Below are 21,647 nucleotides of genomic sequence, written 5' to 3'. Positions count from 1 at the left end.
GAGCTGGGGTTTTGGTGCGCGCGGTGCCATGAGTCGGCGCCGGTCGGCCGGCGTGGTCGACAATGGCGTCCATGGCGGACGGAGCGCGGACCGACGAGCGGCGGGGTGAGGCGGGCGCCTCCCGGGGCGGCCGCCCGCGCGATCCGGCGCTGGACGAGGCGATCGTCAAGGCCACCCGGCGGCGGCTGGTGCTCGACGGGTACTCCGACATGACCATCGGGGACATCGCCGCCGACGCCGGGGTGTCCCGCCCGACGATCTACCGGCGCTGGCGGGACAAGCTCGAGCTGACCATCGACGCCCTGGACTACGGCTTCCGCGCCCAGCGCGACACGTATCCGAGGCTGACGTTCGAGGAGCTGTCGGCGCGGGAGGCGTTCACCGAGGCCATCCGGCGGGTCGACCCGTGCTACTTCAACCCCGACGCGATGGTGCTGATGGGCAACTTCATGGGGGAGACGCTGCGCACCCCGGAGCTGCTCGCGGTGGTCCGCGCGCACGCCGTGGAGCCGAGGGTGCACCTGGTCGAGCGGGTGCTGCGCGACCTGCGCGACCGGGGCGCGGTACGGGCCGACCTCGACACGCACACGATCGCCACCCTCTGTTTCGGCGCCTACTACTCGGCGTTCCTGCGCGGCGAGGCGGACCGGGCCGACCTGGCCGCCAAGGTGGCCGCCGTGCTCTGGCCGGGCATCGCCGCGGCCGGCTCCTAGAGTTTCGTTACAGCTATTGACCGTAACGGAAAAAGTTCCTACCGTCCTGTCGTGACCGGCCGGGCGAAAGGCGATCGAGATGTCATCCAGCCGTGAGTTGATCGAGCGCAGCATCCCGTTCCTGGAGGAGGTCAAGAACCGCACCGCCGGGGCCGAGCTGGAGTCGTGGCTCAACCGGACCCACGGCCCCGGCAGCCCGCTCCACGACGACCTGGCCCGGATCATCGCCGACGGCGTCGCGGCGGGATGGGCGGCGAACGTCGAGGTGGACGGGCCGAACTACCGGCGGAGCCGGATCGCGGACCCGAGCGAGGAGCTGAGCTACTTCAGCATCACCGCCGTCTACATGAACAGCGTGCCCGGCTACCGGGGGCAGTACCACCAGCATCCCTACGGGGAGCTCAACCTCGTCGTCCCGCTGGACCCGGACGCCCGGCTGGCCGGCCCGCGCGGCTGGTCGGGCGCCGGCTGGACCGCGCCGGAGCCCGGCAGCCACCACTACCCGGAGGTGAAGGGCGGCGCGTTGATCGCGTTGTTCTACCTGCCGGCGGGGCGGATCTCCTACGACATCACCCCGCCCGCCGACGCGTGATGCGAGGTGGACGTCGAGCAGGCCCTGCTGTCGCGCCGCAGTGTCCGGGCGTTCCTCCCGGTCGAGGTTTCGCGCGGCGAGATCGAGCGGTTGCTGGCGCTGGCGGCGCGGTCGGCGAGCAACTCCAACGTGCAGCCCTGGCACGTGCACGTGCTGACCGGGGAGCCGAAGCGCCGGCTGACGGCGGCGCTGGTGGCGGCGATGGCGGCCGGGCGGCGGGTGGCGGAGCGCGAGCTGGAGTACCCGTACCAGCCCGAGCCGGGCGCCTGGCCGGAGCCGTTCCGGTCGCGGCGGCACCGGTTCGGCGAGGGCCTCTACGGCGAGGCGCTCGGGATCGACCGCGCCGACACCGCCCGCCGGCACGCCTACCACCTGCGCAACTACGACTTCTTCGGCGCGCCGGTGGGCATGGTCCTCACCGTCAGCAGGCATCCGCTGGCCGGCGCGCTGGTCGACGCCGGGCTGTTCCTGCAGGCGCTCATGCTGGCCGCCCGGGGCGCCGGCCTGGACACCTGCCCGCAGGCGTCGCTGATCCACTTCTACCCGGTGCTGCGTGCCCACCTCGAGGTCCCCCCGGACCGGCTGATCGTCTGCGGGCTGGCGCTGGGGTACGCGGACCCCGAGCATGTCCTGAGCCGGCACCGGACGCCACGAGAACCGGTGGACGGCTTCACCACCTTCCACGGGCCGACCGACGCCGATGAGGAGCCGATCCGATGACGACGTACGACGAGCCGCCACGATGTGAGCTGGCGTTGTCCGGCGCGCGGGTGGTCGACCCGGAGTCCGGGCTGGACGCCGTGCGGACGGTCGGGATCGACGGTGGCCGGATCGTCGCGGTCACCGAGTCCCCGCCTCGCGCGGTCCGGACCCTGGACGTCACCGGCCTGGTGGTCGCGCCGGGTTTCGTCGACCTGCACAGCCACGCGCAGGGCACCACCGGGCTGCAACTGCAGGCGCTGGACGGGGTGACCACCGCGCTCGAGCTGGAGGCCGGGGCGCTGCCGGTGGCGGGTTCGTACGCGGTGGCCGCCGAGGAGGGCCGTCCGATCAACTTCGGGTTCTCCGCGTCCTGGACCGGGGCGCGGATGCGGGTGCTGGACGGTGTCGACCTCCAGTCGGACGGGCGCGGCGGGCTGGCCGCGTTCGCCGCTCACCAGGACGGCCCGAACTGGCGGCGCCCCGCCGAGGGACCGGAGCTGTCGCGGATCCTCGGCGCGCTGGAGGAGGCGGTCGGGGAGGGCGCGATCGGGATCGGCGTGCTGCTGGGCTACGCCCCGGACACCGGCCGCGCGGAGTACCTGCGGCTGGCCGGCCTCGCGCAACGGCTGGGGGTGCCGACGTTCACCCACGCCCGCTACGGCGCGCACCGGGAGCCGCACGGCTCGCTGGAGGCGGCGCTGGAGGTGATCTCGGCAGCCGCCGGCACCGGCGCGCACATGCACCTGTGCCACCTCAACAGCACGTCCAACCGCTCGATCGACGCCATCGCCGACGCCATCGACAGCGCACGGGGCTACGGGCTGCGGGTCACCACCGAGGCCTACCCCTACGGCGCCGGCTCCACCGTGATCGGCGCCGCCTTCCTGGACCCGGAGGAGCTGGCCGCGCACGGCATGAGCCCGTGCTCGCTGACCTACCTGGCCACCGGCGAGCGGATCGCCGACGAGGCCAGGCTGCGAGAGCTGCGCGCGGCCGACCCGGGCGGGCTGGTGTTCCTGCGGTTCCTCGACGAGGACGACGACGCCGACCTGGCGCTGCTGCGCCGCTCGCTGCTGCTGTCCGACACCGCGATCGCCACCGACGCGATGCCGCTGGTCAAGCCCGGCGGTGAGGTCGCCGCCGACGTCTGGCCGGTCCCGCCCGGCTACGCCACCCACCCGCGCAGCGCCGGCTGCTACGCCCGCACCTTCCGCTGGCTGGTCCGCGAGACCGGCGCGCTGACCCTGACCGAGGCGGTGCGCCGCTGCTCGCTGCTGCCCGCCCAGATCCTCGCCGACGCCGTGCCGTCCATGGCGGCCAAGGGCCGCGTCCAGCCCGGGGCCGACGCCGACCTGGTCGTCTTCGACCCCGACACCATCACCGACCGGGCCACCTACGCCGCGCTCGCCCCCTCGGCCGGCATCCACCACGTGCTCGTGGACGGCCAGTTCGTGGTCCGCGACGGCAAGCTGCTGCCCGACGCCCGCCCCGGCCGCCCGGTGCGCGCCTCGGCGGCCTGAGCGGTCACCAACCTCGCAGGTCCACCGGCCAGGTCGTGAGCACCTCATCCCCGCGCACCAGGTACATCCGCTCGTGCAGGGCCACCGTGGGCGGCGGATCTCACTGGCGGCTCCTTCTGCACGCAGTTATGTTACGTTCAGTGACTGTAATGAAATGAGGAGAAGCGCATGCCGGGCGGCTGGGATCTGATCGTCGTGGGCGCGGGGTCGGCGGGGGCCGTGGTGGCGGCGCGGTCGGCCGCGATGGGCAGGCGCGTGCTCCTGCTGGAGGCGGGACCGGACTACCGGTCGGCGGACATGCCCGAGGTCTGGCGGTCGCCGAACCCGTTGCGGGCGCTGCTGGACCCCGCTGCCGGCGCCGACCTGCTCCAGCGCGGCCTCTACACCCGCCGGACCGAGCGACAGCCCGCCGCCCCGTACACGCAGGGCCGCGGCGTCGGCGGCGGTTCGTCGGTCAACGGGCACATCGCGATCCGCCCGCCGATGCGGGACTTCGAGGACTGGGCCGGCGAGGGATGCACCGGATGGTCCCCCTCGGACGTGCTGCCCCACTTCGTCAGGATGGAGGACGACGAGGAGTTCGGCGAGGCGGCCTACCACGGCCGGGGCGGGCCGATACCGATCCACCGCACGCCGAGGCCGGACTGGGGAGCGGCGGACAACGCCCTGTACGAGGCGGCCCGCGACGCCGGGTACGGCTGGGCGCCGGATGTCAACGCCCCCGGTGCGACGGGGGTCTCGCCGTACCCGGTCAACTCCCGGGGCGGCCGGCGGGTGTCCACCAACGACGGCTACCTCGAGCCGGCAAGGGCGGACCCCAACCTCACGGTCCGGGGCAATGCCACCGTCGACCGGGTGGTCTTCGCCGGCACCCGCGCGGTCGGCGTCCGGGTGGTCACCGACGGGCGCGCCGCGACCGAGCACGCCGACCGTGTCGTGCTCAGTGCCGGAGCCATCCACTCACCGGCGATCCTGCTCCGGTCCGGGATCGGGCCGGCCGGTCGTCTGCGCTCCCTCGGCATCGACGTGCTGCACGAACTGCCGGTCGGGCACGGGCTGCAGGACCATGCGCTGTACTTCCTCGGGCTGCCGCTGAACGAGCGGTCGGCGGCATCACCGGACGACAGGTACACCAACGTCTGCGTCCGCTACAGCGGTGACGACCCCGCCGGGCAGCCCGACGACATGATGCTCGTGGCGTGCAACCAGAACGTCCTGTCCCTGGCCAGCGCGGACGTCCGGTTCGGCGCCGGCGCCCTGCTGGTCTGGGTCAACCAGGCCTACTCCCGGGGGACGGTGGCGCTCACCTCGGCCGATCCCGCCGTGCAACCCGTACTGGACCATCGGATGCTCTCCGACCCCCGCGACCTGTCCCGGATGCGCACCGGGGTGCGGCTGCTGCTCGACCTCGGCCGGAGCGGCCACGTCAAGGCGATCACCGACGGCACGCTCGACCAGGTCAACGAGGGGCTGCTCGCGGTGGTCGACGACGACGCCGCCCTCGACGAACACCTGCTCGCCACCATCGCCGACGGCCAGCACGCCACCAGCACCTGCCGCATGGGCGACCCGTCCGCCCCGACCACCGTCGTCGACCCCGACTGCCGGGTGCTCGGCACGGAGGCACTCCACGTCGTCGACGCCTCCGTCTTCCCGTCGTGCCCGCGCGCCAACCCCAACCTCGCCACCATCATGGCCGCCGAGCTCATGGCCGACCGCCTGCCGGGTCGGTGACCGCGCGCAGCAGCCGGTCGAGGGCGGACACGTCTCCGATGACGGCCGCGTTGCCGTCGGCGGATGCCCGCGCGAGGGTGGCCGGGTCGGTCAGCAGGGTGCTGAGCGTCCGGGGGTCCGTACGGAGCGAGACGGCCGCCGTCGCGGGCTCGCCGGGTCGCACCTCGATCCGTCCGGACTCCAGGCGGACCTCCCAGGCTCGGCCGTCCAGCTCGAGACGGCACGTCGTCGGCGGCGCCGAGGGGTCGGGGCGAGCGGCGTGTTGCAGAAAGATCAGCACTGAGGTGGCGCTGAGCGCGCTCGGCGGCGGGGGCTGCGGGGCGTCGAGCCCCCAGTCGCTCAGGGCCAGCAGCACCGGCTCCAGCTTCCGGCCCCGCTCGGTCAGTTCGTAGACCCGGGGGCCTTCCGTGGGCCGCCGGACCACGCCCTGCTGCTCCAGCTCACGGAGCCGGTCCGCCAGCAGGTTCGAGCTGATGTGCGGGAGCGCGTGCCGCAGCTCCGAGAAGCGTTGCGGCGCCAGGAGCAGCTCGCGCACGACCAGCAGCGCCCACCGCTCCCCGACGACGTCGAGGGCCCGTGCGATCGCACAGGCGTCCCGGTAGCTGCGGCTGGTCGGCATGGTTCGAAACTACCACAACAGGTAGTTGTTTTTCACAATCAACTGTGCTTGCCTTTCACAATCAAACCGATTGAACGGAGGACGCGCGTGAGCGGGTTGCTGCTGGAGAAGAAGAACGCCGTGATCTATGGCGGCGGGGGTGCCATCGGCGGTGCCGTGGCGCGGGTGTTCGCCAGGGAAGGGGCGCGGGTGTTCATTGCCGGGCGGACGCGGGCGAGGCTGGACGCGGTGGCGGGTGACATCGCCGCCCAGGGCGGTGCCGTCGAGGCCGAGGCGGTCGACGTCCTCGATCAACGGGCCGTCGAGAGGCACGCCGATGCGGTCGCTGCGCAGGCCGGCGGCATCGACATCGCCCTCAACGCCGTGAGCGTCATGCACGACCAGGGCACGTTGCTCGCGGACCTCTCGCTGGAGGAGTTCATCCGGCCGATCGACGGGTTCCTGCGGCAGCTGTTCATCACCAGCAAGGCCGTGGCGCGGCACATGGGCCGGGAGCGCCCCGGCGTCATCCTGACGTTGTCCGAGCCGGGCGCCAAGCTGGCGGTGGGCGGCATCCTGGGGCACGGCGTGAGCGCGGCCGGCAAGGAGGCGTTCTCCCGGCTGTTGGCCGCCGAGCTGGCGCCCGCGAACATCCGGGTCGTCGACATCCGGCCGCACGCGGTTGCCGATGCGCCGGCGGCTGGTTCGTACACCAAGGACCTCTTCGAACGACCCGCCGCGGCGGCCGGGCAGTCGGTCCAGGAGTTCCTCGAGGTCGGGATGGTGCAGGGGACGCTGCTCAAACGGCTGCCGACGCTGTCCGAGATAGCCGAGACCGCCGCGTTCCTGGCGTCGGACCGGGCCGGGGCCATGACCGGGACCGTCGTCAACCTGTCCGCCGGCGCACTGGTGGACTGAACTGCCGTTAGGCTATCCGGGTGACCGCGCCCAGGCCCGAGATCGAGCACCCCGGCGCCGGTGTGATCCGGATGCCTGAGCGGCGGTTCCACCCGCTCCAGGCGATCGTGCGGCGGCTGGGCGTGGCGCTGCTCGCGTTGGGCATCACGGTGCTGGTCGTCTACCTCGGGCGGGACGGCTACCGGGACGTCAACGAGGACGGCGTCACGCTGCTGGACGCGATCTACTACGCCACCGTGTCGCTGTCCACCACCGGCTACGGTGACATCACTCCGGCCAGCGACCAGGCCAGGCTGATCAACATCCTGGTGGTCACGCCGCTGCGGCTGGTGTTCCTCATCGTGTTCGTGGGCACCACCATCGAGCTGCTCACCGAGCGCTCCCGGCAGGTGTTCAAGGTCCAGAAGTGGAGGTCACGGGTGCGCGACCACGTGGTGGTTGTCGGATACGGCACGAAGGGCGCGGCCGCCGTGGACACCATGCTCGGCGACGAGGCGGCGGACCCGGCGAAGATCGTCGTGGTGGACAGCGACCCGGAGCGGCTGCGGCTGGCCGGCGCGCGCGGGCTGGTCACGGTGACCGGCAGCGGCACCCGCTCGGAGGTGCTGCGCACGGCGGGGGTGGACCGCGCCGCGTCCATCGTGGTCGCCCCCAACCGCGACGACACCGCGGTGCTGGTCACGCTCACCGCCCGCGAGCTGGCGCCCCGGGCGACCATCGTGGCCTCGGTGCGGGAGACGGAGAACGTGCACCTGGTCCGCCAGTCCGGCGCGGACTCCGTGGTGGTCTCCTCGGAGACGGCCGGCCGGCTGCTCGGCATGGCCACCACCACCCCGTCGGTGGTCAACGTGATCGAGGACCTGTTGACCCCGGACGTCGGCTTCGCCATCGCCGAGCGCCCGGTGGAGCAGTCCGAGGTGGGCGGCTCGCCGCGGCACCTCTCGGACATCGTGCTCGGCGTGGTCAGGGCCGACGAGCTGCACCGGGTGGACGCCCCGGCGGTGGACGCCCTGGAGTCCGGCGACCGCCTGCTCTACGTCAAGAAGGTGACCCCGCCCGGCGAGTAGCCGCCCGGCCGCCCGTGCCCCAGTAGAACGGGCCCTCGGTCGGGGTCACCGTGAACTCCCAGCCGTGGACGGCGAGGCGTGCCTCCAGCTCCAGCGCCTGGTGCGGGACCTTGACCGCCCGGTAGGCGGAGCCGTCGTTGAGCCGGCGGCGAATGGTCGACGACGCCTCGCCCTCGATGAGCTCGTCGGGCTCGCGGTAGGCGTCGTCGGCGAAGAAGACCCGGCCGCCGGGTTCGAGGCCGTCGTCCACCAGCTTCCAGAAGTCGGCGAAGCGCTCCAGCGGCACGTGCGAGAGCCAGAACCCGAAGAACACCACGTCGTAGCGCCGGTCCGGCCGCCACTCGAACAGGTCGGCCAGCACGAACCGGACCCGGTGGTCCTGGCCACGGTCACGGACGCGGTCGCGCGCTATCGCGAGCATCTCCGGCGCGGCGTCGACGGCGGTCACCGTCGCGGCGTGGTCCAGCAGGCGAGGCGTCCATGTCCCCGGGCCGCAGGCCAGTTCGAGCACGTCACCGGCGGGGGCGAAGGCGTCGAGCGCCGCCTCGATCTCGTCCATGCCCGGGAAGTCGAGCGTGCCGTCGAAGTATTCGGGCGCGCGGGCGCGGTAGTAGGAAACCTGCTCGGCCAGCAGCGGCTCGAGCCCGTCATCGGCCATCACGGCACGGTAGCGGAAAGATCAAGAAAGTCGTCGCGATTTTCGACGCCCAATCCGCCTGTGGCGGCCGTTCGCGTGGAATCCTTGATGACCATGACACGCCCGCCCCAGCCCGACGGTCCAGAACAGCCGCCCGACGGCTCGGACAAGCCGACATCCGGCCCGGACAGGCCCGCCGCCGGTTCCGAGGAACCGACGCAAGCCTCCGAGGAGCCGACGGTTGTCGCCGAGCGGCCGGCCGTGAGCCCCGACGAGCCGACGGTCGTCCCGGAGCGCCCGGCCGCCGATCCCGAGGAACCGACCGCCGCCTCCGACCGCTCGCCCGCCGGCACCGAGGAGCCGACGGCCACACCGGAGGAGCCGACGGTCGTCGCCGACCGGCCACCCGTCCCGCCACACCCCGCCGAGCCGCCGCCCGCCGCGCCACCGCCGCCGCCCGCGCCACCGCCGCCCGCCGCCCCGCCGCCGCGCCAGGAGCAGCCGCCGGGGCACGAGCAGCCGTCCTATCCCGGCCAGCCGTACCCCGGCCAGCAGCCCTATCCCGGCCAGCAGCCCTATCCCGGCCAGCAGCCCTATCCCGGCCAGCAGCCCTACCCGGGGCAGCCGTACCCGGAGCAGCAGGCGCCGTACCCCGGCCAGGCCGGATACCCCGGTCAGCAGCCGTACCCAGGACAGCAGCCGTACCCCGGCCAGCCCTATCCGGGCCAGCAGTCCTACCCGGGCCAGCCGTACCCGGGCCAGCAGCCGTACTCCGGCCAGCAGCAGTACCCGGGACAGCAGCAGTACCCAGGCCAGCAGCAGTACCCGGGACAGCCCTACCCAGGGCAGGCGTCCTACTCCGGCCAGCCGCCGTACCAGGGTCAACCGCCCTATCCCGGCCAGCCCTACCCGGGGCAGCCGTACGGCCAACCGCCTCCGGGGCAGGACCCCACCAACGTGGTCGGCGCCAGGGTCGGCCAGTACATCGTGGACGCGCTGCTGGTCATGGTGCCGCTGGTCGCGCTGTGGGTCGGGTTCTTCTCGCTGGTGGCCTCCGTCGGGTCGCGCCGATCGATGCTGCCGGTCACCGGGTTCCTGGTGTTGACCGTGCTCGGGATCGTCGGCTACTGGCTGGTGTTCGCCTGGTGGCCGTCCACGCACGGCGGGCAGACCCCGGCGATGGGCTGGCTGAACCTGCGCATCGTGACCACGGAGGGTGGCCAACCGAGCCTCGGCGCGCTGACCGTGCGCTGGCTGTTGTTGATCGTCGACGGCTTCTTCTGGGGGCTGGTCGGCCTGATCGTCATGCTGTCCAGCACGCGGCACCAGCGGATCGGTGACATGGCGGCCAACACCCTGGTGATACGGGCCTAGGGCTCGGCCGGCAGGGTCAGCTCGAAGACCGAGTCGGCGCCGCAGGTCAGGTCGCCGCCGTGGGCCCTGGCGATGCCGCGCGCGATGGCCAGGCCGAGCCCGGCGCCGCCGAACCCGGGCGAGCCCGGCTCCCGGCCGCGCGCGCCGTCCAGCCGCACCAGTCGGTCGAAGATCCGCTCGCGGTCCTCGGCCGGCACGCCGGGCCCGCTGTCCGCCACTCGGACTACGGCCCGGGCCGAGGCGCGCACCACCTCGATGTCGACGGTGCCGCCGTCCGGGGTGTGCCGCCGGGCGTTGTCCAGCAGGTTCGCCAGCACCTGGGCGAGACGGCCGGCGTCCCCGGGCACGGTCAGCGGCTCCCCGGTGACGGTGACGGTCAGCGTGGGCGCCAGCAGCCGGACCCGCTCGGCCTCCGCCTCGGCCAGGCCGCGCAGCTCCACGGGCTCGGTGACCAGCCGCAGCCCGGCGTCGATCTGGGCCATCGCCAGCAGGTCCTCCACCAGCCGCCCGGCCCGGCCGGCCTCCCGGATGAGCAGCAGCTGCAGCCGGTCGCGCTCCTCGCCGGTGGCCCGGGTGCGCAGCGCGGCCTCGGCGGCGGCGCGCAGCCCGGTGATCGGGGTGCGCAGCTCGTGCGCGGCGTCCGCGACGAACTGGCGGGTGCGCAGCTCGGACTCGCGGGCGGCGGACTCCGCCTCGCGGGCCTGCCGCTCGGCGCCCTCCAGCGCGTCGAGCATGTCGTCGAACGCCGCGGCGGTGCGGCCCAGCTCGGTGTTCGGCCGGGTCGGGCCGAGGCGCCGGCCCCGGTCGCCGGCGGCGATGGAGCGGGCCAGCAAGGTCATGGTGTCCAGCGGGCGCAGCGCCACCCGGGTGGTGGCCAGCAGCGCCAGCCCGGCCGCCGCCAGCCCGCCGATGCCGAGCAGCAACAGCAACCGGCTCAGCCGGCGCTGGATGGCGGCCAGCTCGCCGACGTCGCCGGCCAGGGTCAGCCGCGACCCGTCGGCCAGGGTGCGCCGCACCACCGGGCCGTAGTGCCCGGGCGGCCCGCCCCGGTAGCGGGGGCCTTCCGGACCCCGGTCGCCGTCGCCGTCTCTGTCCTCGCCTGGCCAGCCGTGGTCCGGGCCGGGGCGCGAGCCGTACACCGTCCCGTCCGCGCCGACCAGCCCGACCCGGACCGCCGGCCCGGCCAGCCGCTCCACGATCGTCGCCGGCGGGGTGCCCTGCCTGGCCAGCTGGTCGGCCTGGGCGGCGCGGGTGGCCAGCCCAGCGGCCAGGTCGGCCCGGGACTGGACCCCGACGAACACCAGCGACAGCGCGCCGACCAGCAGCAACACCACGGCGAGCACGGCGAGGCTGTACAGGATCACCCGCCGGCGCAGGGACACGGTGGACAGCGGAGCGGTCATGACGGCCCTGTGCGCAGCACGTAGCCCATGCCGCGCACGGTGTGCAGCAGGCGGGGCTCGCCGAGCTTGCGGCGCAGCGAGGAGATGTAGACCTCGACCAGGTTCGGGTCGAAGTCCTCGTAGCCCCACACCGAGGTGAGCAGCTGCGCCTTGCTGAGCACCCGGTCCCGGTGCGCGGCCAGGTGTTCGAGCAGCCGGCGCTCGGTGGCGGTCAGCTCGATCGGCCGGTCGCCGCGCATCACGGTGCCCGCCGCGCCGTCCAACACCAGGTCGCCGACCTGCACGGTGGACGGGGTGCGGCCCATCCGGCGCAGCACCGCCGTCACCCGCGCCACCAGCTCGGCCAGCACGAACGGCTTGACCAGGTAGTCGTCCGCGCCGCCGTGCAGGCCGCGCAGCCGGTCGTCGATGCCGTCGCGGGCGGTCAGCAGCAGCACCCCTGCCGCACTGTGCCGGCGTACGACGTCGAGCAGGGCGAACCCGTCGCGGCCGGGCAGCATCACGTCCAGCACCACCAAGTCCGGGCGGAAGGTGGCCAGGTCGTGCTCCAGGCCCTGGCCGTCGGGGCGGCCGGTGGCCTCGAAGCCGGCGTCGGCAAGGCCGGCCACCACGGCGGCCAGGATCGCCTCGGCGTCCTCCACCACCAGCACCCGGGCACGTTCGTTCACCTGCCCATTTTGCCGCGTTCAGCGCGGACAAGCTGAAGATCGGCTGAAGGGTTCGGCCGTCCTCAGCCCCCACACAGAAACCGGGCGCACCGTCGATGTCAGAGGGGTCAACGAGCCCCACGATGTCGAGGGAGGACAACGATGACGACGTCGGAACCCGGCGAGAGCAAGGCCGCCGGCGAGGGCGAGGGCACAACCACACCGTCCGAACCGCCGCCCGCCGCGCCGCCGCCTTCCGGCCCCTCCGGCCCGTCCGGTCGGGGCAGCCGCCGGCGGCCGTGGCTGATCGCGGGCGCGGCGGTGCTGGGCGTGCTGCTGCTGTTCGCGGCGTTCGGGGCCGGCCGGGCCACCGGGCGCTGGCACGACGGCGGCCCCGGGTGGCACGGTGGTCGCGGCGACCACTGGGGCGCCGGCCGGATGCACGACGGCCCCGGCGGCGGCCCGTGGATGATGGGCGAGCGCGGCGAGTTCGGCGACGGCCCGGGCTGGGGTCGGCACGAGCGCGGCGGCCCCGGCGGTCCTGGTGGTCACGGCGGCCCCGGTGGCCAGGGGCTGGCCGGCACGGTGGCCTCGGTGAACGGCCCGAGCCTGGTGGTGAACACCGACGGCGGCGGCCCGGTCACCGTCACCACCAGCGACCGGACCAGGGTGGCCGGCGAGCAGCGGCACTCGGTGGCCGACCTCAAGCCCGGCGACCGGGTGCTGGTCAGGGTGCGGGACGCGAACACGGCGGTCGGCGTCTTCGTGCCGCCGGCCCGCGCGTTCGGCACCGTCACCGCGCTCGAAGGCGACCGCGCCACCGTGACCAGGCCGGACGGCCTGACCCAGGCGGTGGACGTCTCCGGGGTGACCAACAAGCCCAAGGCCGGCGACCGGGTGGACGTGCGCGGCGTGATCGCCGACAACGGCGCCACCCTCAAGGCCAGCTCGCTGCGCACCCTGCCGAAGTAACACCGAACCAAACCACGTTGACGAGATGTGATCGGATGGTCTGGTGACTCCACCACCAGACCATCCGAACATCCAGGCAGTGGTGGCCGCGTTGCGTGCCGGCGGCGCGGCCGAGGGCAGCATCGAGCGGATGCGGGTGCTCCCGGACGCGGTCAGCACCGCGCAGGCCGCCGCCGACGCGCTCGGCATCCAGGTCGGCCAGATCGCGAACTCCCTGGTGTTCCGGACGGATCAAGACCAGCCGCTGCTGGTGCTCGCGTCCGGCGCGCACCGGGTGGACACCGACAAGCTGGCCGCCGAGCTGGGCCTGCGCACGATCAGCAGGGCGGACCCGAAGTTCGTCAGGGCCGCCACCGGCCAGGTGATCGGCGGGGTGGCGCCGGTCGGACACCCCGCAAAGCTGCGCACCGTGGTGGACGTCGCGCTGGCCGACCACGACGAGATCTGGGCGGCGGGCGGCGTCCCGCACGCGGTCTTTCCAACGACGTTCGACGAGCTGGTCGCCGTCACCGGCGGTACCGCCACGGCCGTCGCCGACGCGCGTTAGGGTCGGGGAGTGTCTTCCGCCACGTCACCCATGGGGCCGCTGACCGACCTCGGCCGCCCGACCGTGCCCGAGCTGCACAGGTTCACCCTGCCCAACGGCCTGCGGGTGCTGCTCGCGCCGGACGCCAGCACCCCGGTGGTGGCGGTGTCGGTCCACGTGGACGTGGGCTTCCGCTCCGAGCCGGAGGGCCGGACCGGGTTCGCGCACCTGTTCGAGCACCTGATGTTCCAGGGCAGCGAGAGCCTGGAGAAGCTGGCGCACTTCCGGCACGTGCAGGGCTCCGGCGGGGTGTTCAACGGCTCCACCCACCCGGACTACACCGACTACTTCGAGGTGCTGCCGGCCGCCGCGCTGGAACGCGCGCTGTTCATGGAGGCCGACCGGCTGCGCGCGCCCCGGCTGACCGAGGAGAACCTGCGCAACCAGGTCGACGTGGTCAAGGAGGAGATCCGGCTCAACGTGCTGAGCCGGCCCTACGGCGGGTTCCCGTGGATCCTGCTGCCGCCGGTGCTCTACGACACGTTCCCGAACGCGCACAACGGCTACGGCGACTTCTCCGAGCTGGAGCAGGCCACCCTGGACGACGCCGCCGCGTTCTTCGACGGCTACTACGCGCCGGGAAACGCGGTGCTCACGATCGCCGGCGACCTGTCGGTTGACGAGACCACCGCGCTGGTGGAGAAGCACTTCGGGGACATCCCGGAGCGCCCGGTGCCGGCCCGTCCTTCGTTCGCCGAGCCGCTGCCGGGCACCGAGCGGCGCCAGTCCGTGCCCGACGCGCACGCCCCGCTGCCCGCGCTCGCGCTGGGCTACCGGCTGCCCGACCCGGACACCGACCTGGACGGCTACCTGGCGCACACGCTGCTCGGCTCGGTGCTCACCGACGGCGAGGCGGCCCGGCTGCAGGAGCGGCTGGTCTACGGCGAGGGCATCGTCACCGACATCTCCGCCGGCTGCGGGCTGTTCGGCGCCCCGCTGGACGCGCGCGACCCGGACACCTTCACGGTGACCGCCGTGCACCCGGCCACCGTCGACCCGGACCGGGTGACCCGCGCGGTGGACGAGGAGCTGGACCGGCTGGCCACCGACGGGCCGGGCGAGCACGAGCTGGCCCGGATCTCGGCGCGCTGGGCGGCCTCGCTGTACCACGAGCAGGACCGGGTGATGAGCCGGCTGCTCGCGCTGGGCGCCCGCGAGCTGCTCTACGGTCGCGCCGAGCTGGCCGCCGAGCTGCCCGCCCGGATTGCGGCCGTCACCCCGGCCCAGGTGGCCGAGGCGGCCGGCCGGCTGCGCGGGCACGGCCGGGCGATCCTGGTGGTCGAACCCGCAAGCAACGGAAACGGGGAAGCACAGTGACTGTCACGGCCGGGACGACCGGGCGCAACGGCGCCGGCGGCCACCGAGGCGCCGAGCAGATCGGGCACACCGAGACCGGGCCGCGCCCGCTGCCCCCGCTGGGCGCGCAGCGCACGGTGCCCGACCTGGACCTGGCGGACCGCACGCTGCCGAACGGGCTGCGGGTGATCGCGGTGGCCAGGCGCACGGTGCCGACCGTGGAGCTGCGGCTGCGCATCCCGTTCGCCGGGGCCGAGCCCACCCATCCGGCCCGCGCCGAGATGGTGGCCTCCGCGCTGCTCACCGGCACGGCGGGGCGCAGCCGGGTGGAGATCGACGACGAGCTGGCCAACATCGGCGGCGAGCTGGCCGCCGGGGTGGACCCGGAGCGGCTGCTGGTCTCGGGCAGCGCGCTGGCCGGCGGGCTACCCGCGCTGCTGGACGTGCTGGCCGACCTGCTGGTCGCGCCGGCCTACCCGGACGGTGACTTCGACCGCGAGCGCGAGCGGCTGGTGGAGCGGATCGCGGTGGCCCGCTCGCAGCCGCGCACGGTGGCCAGGGAGGCACTGCAGCGCCGCCGCTACGGCGACCACCCGGCGTCGCGCGAGATGCCGCTCGCCGAAGATGTCGCAGCCGTGGCCTCGACGGACGCCCGGGAGCTGCACCGCGCCGCCGTGCTGCCGGCCGGCTCGACGCTGGTGCTGGTCGGCGACGTGGAGCCGGAGCGCGCGATCGCCACCGTGGCCGACAAACTGGCCGCCTGGGCGCCGTCCGGCACCGCCGCCGAGCTGCCGCCGCTGCCCACCCTGACCGGCCGTGACCTGCTGCTGGTCGACCGCCCGGGGTCCGTGCAGTCCCAACTTCGCCTCTCGGCGGCCGCCGTACCCCGCACCGACCCGAGCTACCCCGCGGTCCAACTGGCCAACCTGGTGCTCGGCGGCTACTTCTCCTCGCGCCTGGTGGAGAACATCCGCGAGGACAAGGGCTACACCTACTCCGCGTCGTCCTACCTGGAGTTCACCCCGTCCGGGGCGACGCTGCTGGTGGAGACCGACGTGGCCACCGACGTCACCGCCGCCGCCCTGCTGGAGACCCGCTACGAGCTGGCCAGGCTCTCCGCCGTGCCCCCCACCGACGCCGAGGTGGAGTCGGCCCGCCGCTACGCGATCGGCTCGCTGCTGATCTCGCTGGACAGCCAGCCCGGGCTGGCGGCCACCCTGGCCGCGCTGGCCGGGGTGGGCCTGGACGCGCAATGGCTGCGGGCGCACCCCGCTCGCCTGGAAGCGGTCACGCCCGAGCAGGTGGCGCGGGCCGCCGCCGAGTTCTTCACCCCCACCGCGTTCACCGGCGTGGTGGTCGGGGACGCCTCGGCCGTCGGCTCCGGGTTGCGCGCGCTCGGCGGGGTCGAGCTGCCTTGACCTGCTCGTCCGCGCTGGGCGGCTTCGGCCTGCTCGAACCGCCCAGGCTGTCCCGCTCCACGGTGGACCGCGAGGAGCCGCTGCGCACCGACGCCGCCCGGCTGGCCGCCGGCTGGCGCGGCGCCCGGGTGCTGGTGGTGGACGAGAAGGGCCGCACCCCCATCGAGGCCGGCGGGCACGAGCTGCTCACCAAGCGCGGCCCCGAGTTCGGTGACGCGCCGCCGCCCGGCGCGGTGTTCCTCGGCGAGCAGGCCGGGGTCGCCTACTGGGCGGTGCGCGGGCGCCCGTCCCTTGTCGATGGCGACGACCCGGCGGCCTGGCAGGATCTCCGCGCGCGTGGCGCGGACCTGGACGCCACCGGCGCCGGCCTGATGGTGACCGCCGTCGCGACGCTGGGCTGGCACGACAACGCCGGCTTCTGCGCGCGCTGCGGCTCGCCGACCGAGCCGCGCAACGCCGGCTGGCTGCGGGTCTGCACCAGGTGCGGGCACGAGGAGTACCCGCGCACCGACCCGGCGATCATCTGCCTGGTCCACGACGGCGGCGCGGGCGGCTCGGCGCGGCTGCTGCTGGCCCGCCAGCCGGTGTGGCCGGCGGGGCGGTACTCGGTGCTGGCCGGTTTCGTCGAGGCCGGCGAGTCGCTGGAGGCCTGCGTGGCGCGGGAGATCCACGAGGAGGTCGGGGTGCGGGTCTCCGACATCCGCTACCTCGGCAGCCAGGCCTGGCCGTTCCCGCGCTCGATCATGATCGGCTTCTCCGCCGTGGCCGACCCGTCCGAGCCGCTGCACCCCGCCGACGGCGAGATCGCCGAGGCCTTCTGGCTGACCCGCGACGAGCTGCGCGCCGCCCTGGAGGCCGGCGACTGGGCCGCCCGCGCCGGCGACACCGACCGGCGCAGGGTCCTCCTCCCAGGCCCCGTCTCGATAGCCCGCTCCATGCTGGAGTCCTGGGCCGCCGCCGACTGACCTGGGCACCGCATACCTTCCTGGGGTGTCGCGCATGGTGCGGGGTGTGCGGCAGCACCGGTAGGTATGCGGCGAGCCAGGCGGGTATGCCGGTATGGGCATCCAGGTGCGCCGGATTGGTACTGGTCCGGGCTCCCGGCGTCGACGACCATGTGACGGTCGCGACACACAGCCGTGGAGGACCTTGGTGAGCAGCAGCGTGGCCCGGGCGGCCGACCCGAGCGGATTCGTCACCTACCAGAACCCGGAGCTGTACCATCCGGACTGGAAGGGGTTCTACACCGAGGCGCTGGAGCGGCGTCGCGGCGTCCAGGAGCGGTTTCCGCACGAGGTGGACGTCAAGTACGGGCCTGACCCGCATCAGCTGCTGGACGTCTACCACCCGCACGACGCCGGCGGGTCGGGGCGCCCGGTGATCGTCTACTTTCACGGCGGACGGTGGCGGGAGGGGCATCCGGCGTTCTACGACCACTTCGGCGAGCCGTGGGTCGAGGCCGGCGCGGTGTTCGTGTCCGCAGGGTATCGGCTCACGCCGGAGCACAGCATCGCGGACGCCGTCGACGACGCGGTGAGTGCGGTGGACTGGGTCGGTACGAACGCGCGCCGTTACGGCGGTGACCCGGAGAGGATCACGGTGGCCGGGCACTCCGCGGGCGGTCACCTGGCGGCGATGGTCACCATGACGGACTGGGCACCCGGCCGCTCGGTACGGGGCGCGCTGGTCATGAGCGCGCCGGCGGACCTGCGCACTCGCGGGCTGGCCGAGGCGGACGCGGAGCGGCTGAGCCCGGTGGCGCGGCTCACCCACGCGCCGGCCGGGGTGGTCGTCTCGTACGGCGACCCGGAGCCGAACAAGAAGAGCGAGGACGACAGGCTGCTCACCGAACAGGGCCGGCTGCTGGCCGACGCGCTGGACAAGGCCGACCTGCCGGCCACCACCGTCAACCTCGGGCACACCGACCACCGCGCCACCGCCGCCGCGTTCGCCGACCCGGCATCGCCGCTGTTCGCCGCCGCCCGCGCCGTCGTGTTCGGGGACGGGCCGTGAGCACCGACCAGCCCGCGCCCGCCGCCGCCCGTACCGAGCCGACCACCGTGCCCTGGCGGGTGGTCGCGCTGTCGTTCCTGGCCGTGCTGTTGGACGGCTTCGACACGGCGTCGCTGGCGTTCGCGGTGCCCACCCTGGCCAGGCAGTGGGCGATGGCGCCGGCCGCGTTCACCTTCCCGCTGGTGCTCACGAACATCGGGGTGGTGGTCGGGTACCTGGGCTGCGGGGCGCTGGGCGCCCGGTTCGGCCGGCGGCGGCTGCTGGTCGGCGGCGTGCTGGTGTTCGCGGTGGGCACGCTGTGCACGGCGGTGCTGCTGCCGGCGGTGCACTCGATCGCGGCGCTCAGCGTGGTGCGGCTGGTCACCGGGCTCGGTCTGGGCGTGGTGCTGCCGGTCGCGGTGTCGCTGTCCGCGGACCAGAGCCCGGCGCGGCGCCGCGAGCTGGTCTCGGTCACGGTGACGCTCGGGCTGGCCTCCGGCGGCACCCTGGGCGGGTTCGTCGGCGGGCCGTTGATCAGCACCGTGGGCACCGCCGGGGTGTTCTGGATCGGCGGTCTGGCCCCGGTCGTGCTGGCCCTGCTGATGGCGCGCTGGCTGCCCGAACCCCCGGCGGCCACCGGCCCGGACCGGGAGGCGGCCAGGGACCGGGCCAGGGACGAGGCCAGGGTCGGCCGGCTGTTCGCGCCCGCGCTGCGGACCAACACCGCGCTGCTGTGGGCGTTCGCGTTCCTGGTCTTCGTGGCGGCGTACACGCTGACCTCCTGGGTGCCGACGTTCCTGACCGGGTACGGCTTCTCGGCCAGCCAGGCCCCGCTCGGGCTGGCGTTCGTGCACCTGGGCGGCGTGCTCGGCGGCATCGTGCTGATCCCGCTGGCCGCGCGCATCGGCGTCACCCGCGCGCTGGTGCTGATGCCGGCGCTGGCCGCGGTGTGCATGGTGGTCGCCTCGCGGGCCGGGCTCGACGGGCTGGCGCTGCTGCTCGTGCTCGGCGGCGCCGGCGCGGGCGTGACCGCCGGCCAGATCGGCCAGCTCGCGCTCGCGGTGGCCCTCTACCCGACCGGGGCGCGCACCACCGGCGTCGGCTGGGCGGCCGCGCTGGGCCGGGTGGGCTCGATCGTGGGCCCCGGCGTGGCCGGCATCCTGCTCGCGCTCGCCCTGTCCGGGCAGAACATCATCGCGCTCACCGCGATCCCGGTGGTGGCCGCCGTCGGCGCCGCCGCCGCGCTGTGGTTGCGTACCCACCGTGTATGACCTGGGTGACGTCACGGTCGTCCCGCTGGTGGAGAACCCCCGGCTGCTGATCGAACCCGAGGAGTTCTTCCCCCGGCTGGCCGGCGACCGCTCCGGCTGGTGTTTCGCCGAGCCGTGGTACGACACCGGCGCCGACCGGCTGGTGTACGCCATCCGGGCCTTCCTGGTGCGTGCCCCGGACCGGACGGTGCTGGTGGACGCCTGCGTCGGCGACGCCAAGCCCCGCCGGCGCCCCGAGTTCGACGACCAGCACACGGGCTGGCTGGACGCGGCGGGCTCGATCGGCCTCGACCCCGACGACGTCACCGACGTGGTCCTCACCCACCTGCACGTGGACCACGTCGGCTGGGCCACCCGCCGCGCCGGCCCGGCCTGGGAGCCGGTGTTCGCCCGCGCCCGCCACCACGTCACCGCCCGCGAGTACGACTACTGGACCGGCCCGGCCGGCGCCGCCGCGATGCACCGCACCGGCGACTACCTGGCCGACAGCGTGCACCCGCTGCGCGAGCGCGGCCTGCTGCGCCTGACCGCGCCCAACGCCGCCATCGGCAACCGGATCCGCCTGGTGCCCGCCTTCGGCCACACGCCCGGCAACGTCTGCGTGCACGTCACCGGCTCGGAGTCCGACCTCTGGCTGCTCGGCGACGCGCTGCACCACCCGCTGCAGCTGCTGCGCCCGGACTGGAGCACCCGCTACTGCGTGGACCCCGCCGCCGCGGCCCGGACCCGCCGCGCCCTGCTCGACCGCCTCGCAGCGACCGCCGCCCCGATGCTCCCCGCCCACTTCGCGTACCCCCGCCCCGGGCGCGTCACCCGCGCCGGCACGGGCTACACCTTCGAACCCGAGACCTAGGAGAACCGCAGCGCCGTCGGCCGGACCTCGTGCAGGTGGATGAGGATGTCGTAGGAGCGGCCGAGGGCCACGTCCAGGTCGCCGGCGTTGGGCTTGGCCTGGTTGTAGTGGCCGCCGACGTTGCGGGTCGGCCGGGCCTGGGCCAGCCAGCTCCGGGCGCCGGCGGGGACGGCGCGCAGGTCGACGACGTAGTTCCGGTGGCTCACCTGGTCCAGGGTGTGCTCGTTGTGGTCGGGGCCGGGGTCGCCCACGGTGAACGCCTGGTAGTGCTCCTTGGGGTCGCCGGCGTTGAACCCGCCGTGGTGGAAGCTGGTGCCGACGGTGACGAACGTGTCGCCGAGGCGCTCGCGCAGCCAGCCGCTCACCGTCCGGCGCGGGGCGGCCGGGTCGATGGGTTCGTAGCTGGCGTGTGCCGTCATGTTCGAGATCATGATCTTGCCGGGTACGCGCTCGCGCCACCACGCGATGTTCTCGGCCATGATCTGGTCACGGTAGGCGCCCGCGTCGGCCTGGCCCTGTGGCGTCCTGGTGTCGAAGGAGTAGCCGTGCGCGCTCTGCGCCAGCGCCCTCGCGTGCTGGACGGTCCAGGCGTACTCGGGGTCCTGGATGCGCGGGCGCGCGCGCAGCAGCTCGACCACGGCGTCGGCGTCGCGGGCGATCCGTTGCCGTTCGGGCAGCGGCTTGGCCGCCTGGGAGCCGAAGTAGTCGTTCAGCGACATCCCGGGCGCCGGGGCCAGGCCGTTGTAGAGCTGGTCGATGCGGGCGGTGAGGTCCGGGTGCCAGCGGGCGACGTAGCGTCCCACCCTGTCGAACAGCACCTGGCCCGGGTAGGCCAGGTCACTGCCCATGAACTGGACCTTCTTCTGGTGGCCGGCGTTGTAGGCGCGCATCCACTCGATGAGGCCGAGCATCTCGCGGTTGTCGAACGACTGGTAGTACATGTCGAACTCGTCGTCCATGATCGCGCCCGGGTCGCCGGTGCCGCGCAGCACGTAGTCGTTGAGCCGCACCCCGGTGCTCCAGCTCAGCTCCCTGGCGAACGTGACGAAGCCCTTCTCGGCGGCCAGGTGCGCGAACAGCCGCTGTTGCAGGGTGACGAACTCGTGCGAGCTGTGGGTGGCCTCGCCGACGCTGACCACCGTGGCGCCGCCGACCATCTCGCCGAACGCGCCCAGGTCGTCGGCGTCGCCGCCGGGTTCGGTGGAGCGGATCGGGTGCGCCCCGCGCTCCAGCCCCGCCACCGGGTCCGCCGCCGGGTCCGCCGCCAGGTCCCCGGCCCCCTCGCCGGGCGCGACCGAGCAGGAGGCCAGCACCAGCGCGCCGAGCACGGACAGCACAGTTCGTCTCATGGCGC

21 protein-coding genes are annotated in these 21,647 nt (G+C 74.1%); 16 read left to right on the top strand and 5 right to left on the bottom strand.

The window, feature by feature from the left end:
* The first annotated feature begins 71 nt into the window (after positions 1–71).
* The 5 genes from N912_RS0118630 (at position 72) to N912_RS0118610 (ending at position 5,261) form a co-directional block, all read left to right on the top strand.
* Positions 72–713, top strand: a complete 642-nt coding sequence (locus tag N912_RS0118630) for a TetR/AcrR family transcriptional regulator (protein ID WP_051580467.1) — start codon at positions 72–74, stop codon at positions 711–713.
* A gap of 79 nt (positions 714–792) precedes the next feature.
* Positions 793–1,305, top strand: coding sequence for a DUF4863 family protein (locus tag N912_RS0118625; protein ID WP_028923598.1), 513 nt, complete (start codon positions 793–795; stop codon positions 1,303–1,305).
* Positions 1,306–1,311: 6 nt separating this feature from the next.
* Positions 1,312–2,025, top strand: coding sequence for a nitroreductase (locus tag N912_RS0118620; protein WP_028923597.1), 714 nt, complete (start codon positions 1,312–1,314; stop codon positions 2,023–2,025).
* The gene (locus N912_RS0118615; protein ID WP_037065331.1) at positions 2,022–3,527 is read left to right on the top strand and encodes an amidohydrolase family protein; all 1,506 of its coding nucleotides are present in this window, start codon (positions 2,022–2,024) and stop codon (positions 3,525–3,527) included. Before N912_RS0118620 ends, N912_RS0118615 begins: the two co-directional genes overlap by 4 nt.
* Positions 3,528–3,695: 168 nt before the next feature.
* Positions 3,696–5,261 carry a GMC family oxidoreductase gene (locus N912_RS0118610; RefSeq protein WP_028923595.1) on the top strand — a complete coding sequence of 522 codons (1,566 nt, stop codon included), beginning with the start codon at positions 3,696–3,698 and terminating at the stop codon, positions 5,259–5,261.
* On the opposite strand, the gene N912_RS0118605 is transcribed toward N912_RS0118610, so the two are convergent.
* Positions 5,233–5,880: a winged helix-turn-helix transcriptional regulator gene (locus N912_RS0118605; protein WP_028923594.1), complete on the bottom strand. Its 648-nt coding sequence runs from the start codon at positions 5,878–5,880 to the stop codon at positions 5,233–5,235. The genes N912_RS0118610 and N912_RS0118605 overlap by 29 nt on opposite strands.
* Positions 5,881–5,967: 87 nt before the next feature.
* On the opposite strand from N912_RS0118605, the gene N912_RS0118600 reads away from it, so the two are divergent.
* The gene (locus N912_RS0118600; protein ID WP_084210995.1) at positions 5,968–6,777 is read left to right on the top strand and encodes an SDR family NAD(P)-dependent oxidoreductase; all 810 of its coding nucleotides are present in this window, start codon (positions 5,968–5,970) and stop codon (positions 6,775–6,777) included.
* Positions 6,778–6,848: 71 nt separating this feature from the next.
* Positions 6,849–7,844, top strand: coding sequence for a potassium channel family protein (locus N912_RS0118595; protein WP_084211035.1), 996 nt, complete (start codon positions 6,849–6,851; stop codon positions 7,842–7,844).
* On the opposite strand, the gene N912_RS52915 is transcribed toward N912_RS0118595, so the two are convergent.
* A complete protein-coding gene (locus tag N912_RS52915; protein ID WP_037065327.1) occupies positions 7,816–8,502 on the bottom strand; it encodes a class I SAM-dependent methyltransferase in 687 nt (228 codons plus the stop codon). The two genes, N912_RS0118595 and N912_RS52915, sit on opposite strands and share 29 nt — an antisense overlap.
* Positions 8,503–8,589: 87 nt before the next feature.
* Here N912_RS52915 and N912_RS60465 point away from each other — a divergent pair, with 87 nt between their 5' ends.
* Positions 8,590–9,855 carry an RDD family protein gene (locus N912_RS60465; protein WP_051580403.1) on the top strand — a complete coding sequence of 422 codons (1,266 nt, stop codon included), beginning with the start codon at positions 8,590–8,592 and terminating at the stop codon, positions 9,853–9,855.
* On the opposite strand, the gene N912_RS0118580 is transcribed toward N912_RS60465, so the two are convergent.
* On the bottom strand, positions 9,852–11,258 hold the full coding sequence (locus N912_RS0118580) for a sensor histidine kinase (RefSeq protein ID WP_028923591.1): 1,407 nt from the start codon (positions 11,256–11,258) through the stop codon (positions 9,852–9,854). The two genes, N912_RS60465 and N912_RS0118580, sit on opposite strands and share 4 nt — an antisense overlap.
* Complete coding sequence (locus N912_RS0118575) at positions 11,255–11,926, bottom strand: response regulator transcription factor (RefSeq protein ID WP_028923590.1); 672 nt, start codon at positions 11,924–11,926, stop codon at positions 11,255–11,257. The genes N912_RS0118580 and N912_RS0118575 overlap by 4 nt, the downstream gene beginning before the upstream one ends.
* A gap of 141 nt (positions 11,927–12,067) precedes the next feature.
* Here N912_RS0118575 and N912_RS60460 point away from each other — a divergent pair, with 141 nt between their 5' ends.
* From N912_RS60460 to N912_RS52895, 8 genes are all read left to right on the top strand, one after another.
* Positions 12,068–12,877 (top strand): DUF5666 domain-containing protein, encoded by an 810-nt coding sequence (locus tag N912_RS60460; protein ID WP_051580402.1) that lies wholly within the window; start codon positions 12,068–12,070, stop codon positions 12,875–12,877.
* Between the two features lie 43 nt (positions 12,878–12,920).
* Positions 12,921–13,424 carry a YbaK/EbsC family protein gene (locus N912_RS0118560; protein WP_037065325.1) on the top strand — a complete coding sequence of 168 codons (504 nt, stop codon included), beginning with the start codon at positions 12,921–12,923 and terminating at the stop codon, positions 13,422–13,424.
* 30 nt (positions 13,425–13,454) lie between these two features.
* The gene (locus tag N912_RS0118555) at positions 13,455–14,780 is read left to right on the top strand and encodes a M16 family metallopeptidase (RefSeq protein ID WP_037065323.1); all 1,326 of its coding nucleotides are present in this window, start codon (positions 13,455–13,457) and stop codon (positions 14,778–14,780) included.
* Positions 14,777–16,177, top strand: a complete 1,401-nt coding sequence (locus tag N912_RS0118550; protein WP_051580401.1) for a M16 family metallopeptidase — start codon at positions 14,777–14,779, stop codon at positions 16,175–16,177. Before N912_RS0118555 ends, N912_RS0118550 begins: the two co-directional genes overlap by 4 nt.
* The gene (gene nudC / locus N912_RS0118545) at positions 16,174–17,142 is read left to right on the top strand and encodes an NAD(+) diphosphatase (RefSeq protein ID WP_245645327.1); all 969 of its coding nucleotides are present in this window, start codon (positions 16,174–16,176) and stop codon (positions 17,140–17,142) included. The genes N912_RS0118550 and nudC overlap by 4 nt, the downstream gene beginning before the upstream one ends.
* 187 nt (positions 17,143–17,329) lie before the next feature.
* Positions 17,330–18,190, top strand: a complete 861-nt coding sequence (locus N912_RS60455; protein WP_051580400.1) for an alpha/beta hydrolase — start codon at positions 17,330–17,332, stop codon at positions 18,188–18,190.
* Positions 18,187–19,440, top strand: a complete 1,254-nt coding sequence (locus N912_RS0118535) for an MFS transporter (RefSeq protein ID WP_028923584.1) — start codon at positions 18,187–18,189, stop codon at positions 19,438–19,440. The genes N912_RS60455 and N912_RS0118535 overlap by 4 nt, the downstream gene beginning before the upstream one ends.
* Entirely contained in the window at positions 19,433–20,293 is an 861-nt protein-coding gene (locus N912_RS52895) for an MBL fold metallo-hydrolase (protein WP_051580399.1), read from the top strand. The genes N912_RS0118535 and N912_RS52895 overlap by 8 nt, the downstream gene beginning before the upstream one ends.
* On the opposite strand, the gene N912_RS0118525 is transcribed toward N912_RS52895, so the two are convergent.
* Complete coding sequence (locus tag N912_RS0118525) at positions 20,290–21,642, bottom strand: erythromycin esterase family protein (RefSeq protein WP_028923583.1); 1,353 nt, start codon at positions 21,640–21,642, stop codon at positions 20,290–20,292. The two genes, N912_RS52895 and N912_RS0118525, sit on opposite strands and share 4 nt — an antisense overlap.
* Positions 21,643–21,647 lie beyond the last annotated feature (5 nt).

Source organism: Actinospineispora acaciae DSM 45401 (assembly GCF_000620785.1).
GTDB lineage: Bacteria > Actinomycetota > Actinomycetes > Mycobacteriales > Pseudonocardiaceae > Pseudonocardia > Pseudonocardia acaciae.
Note: the sequence above shows the minus strand (reverse complement) of the source record. Positions and strands in the feature narration are given on the sequence as shown.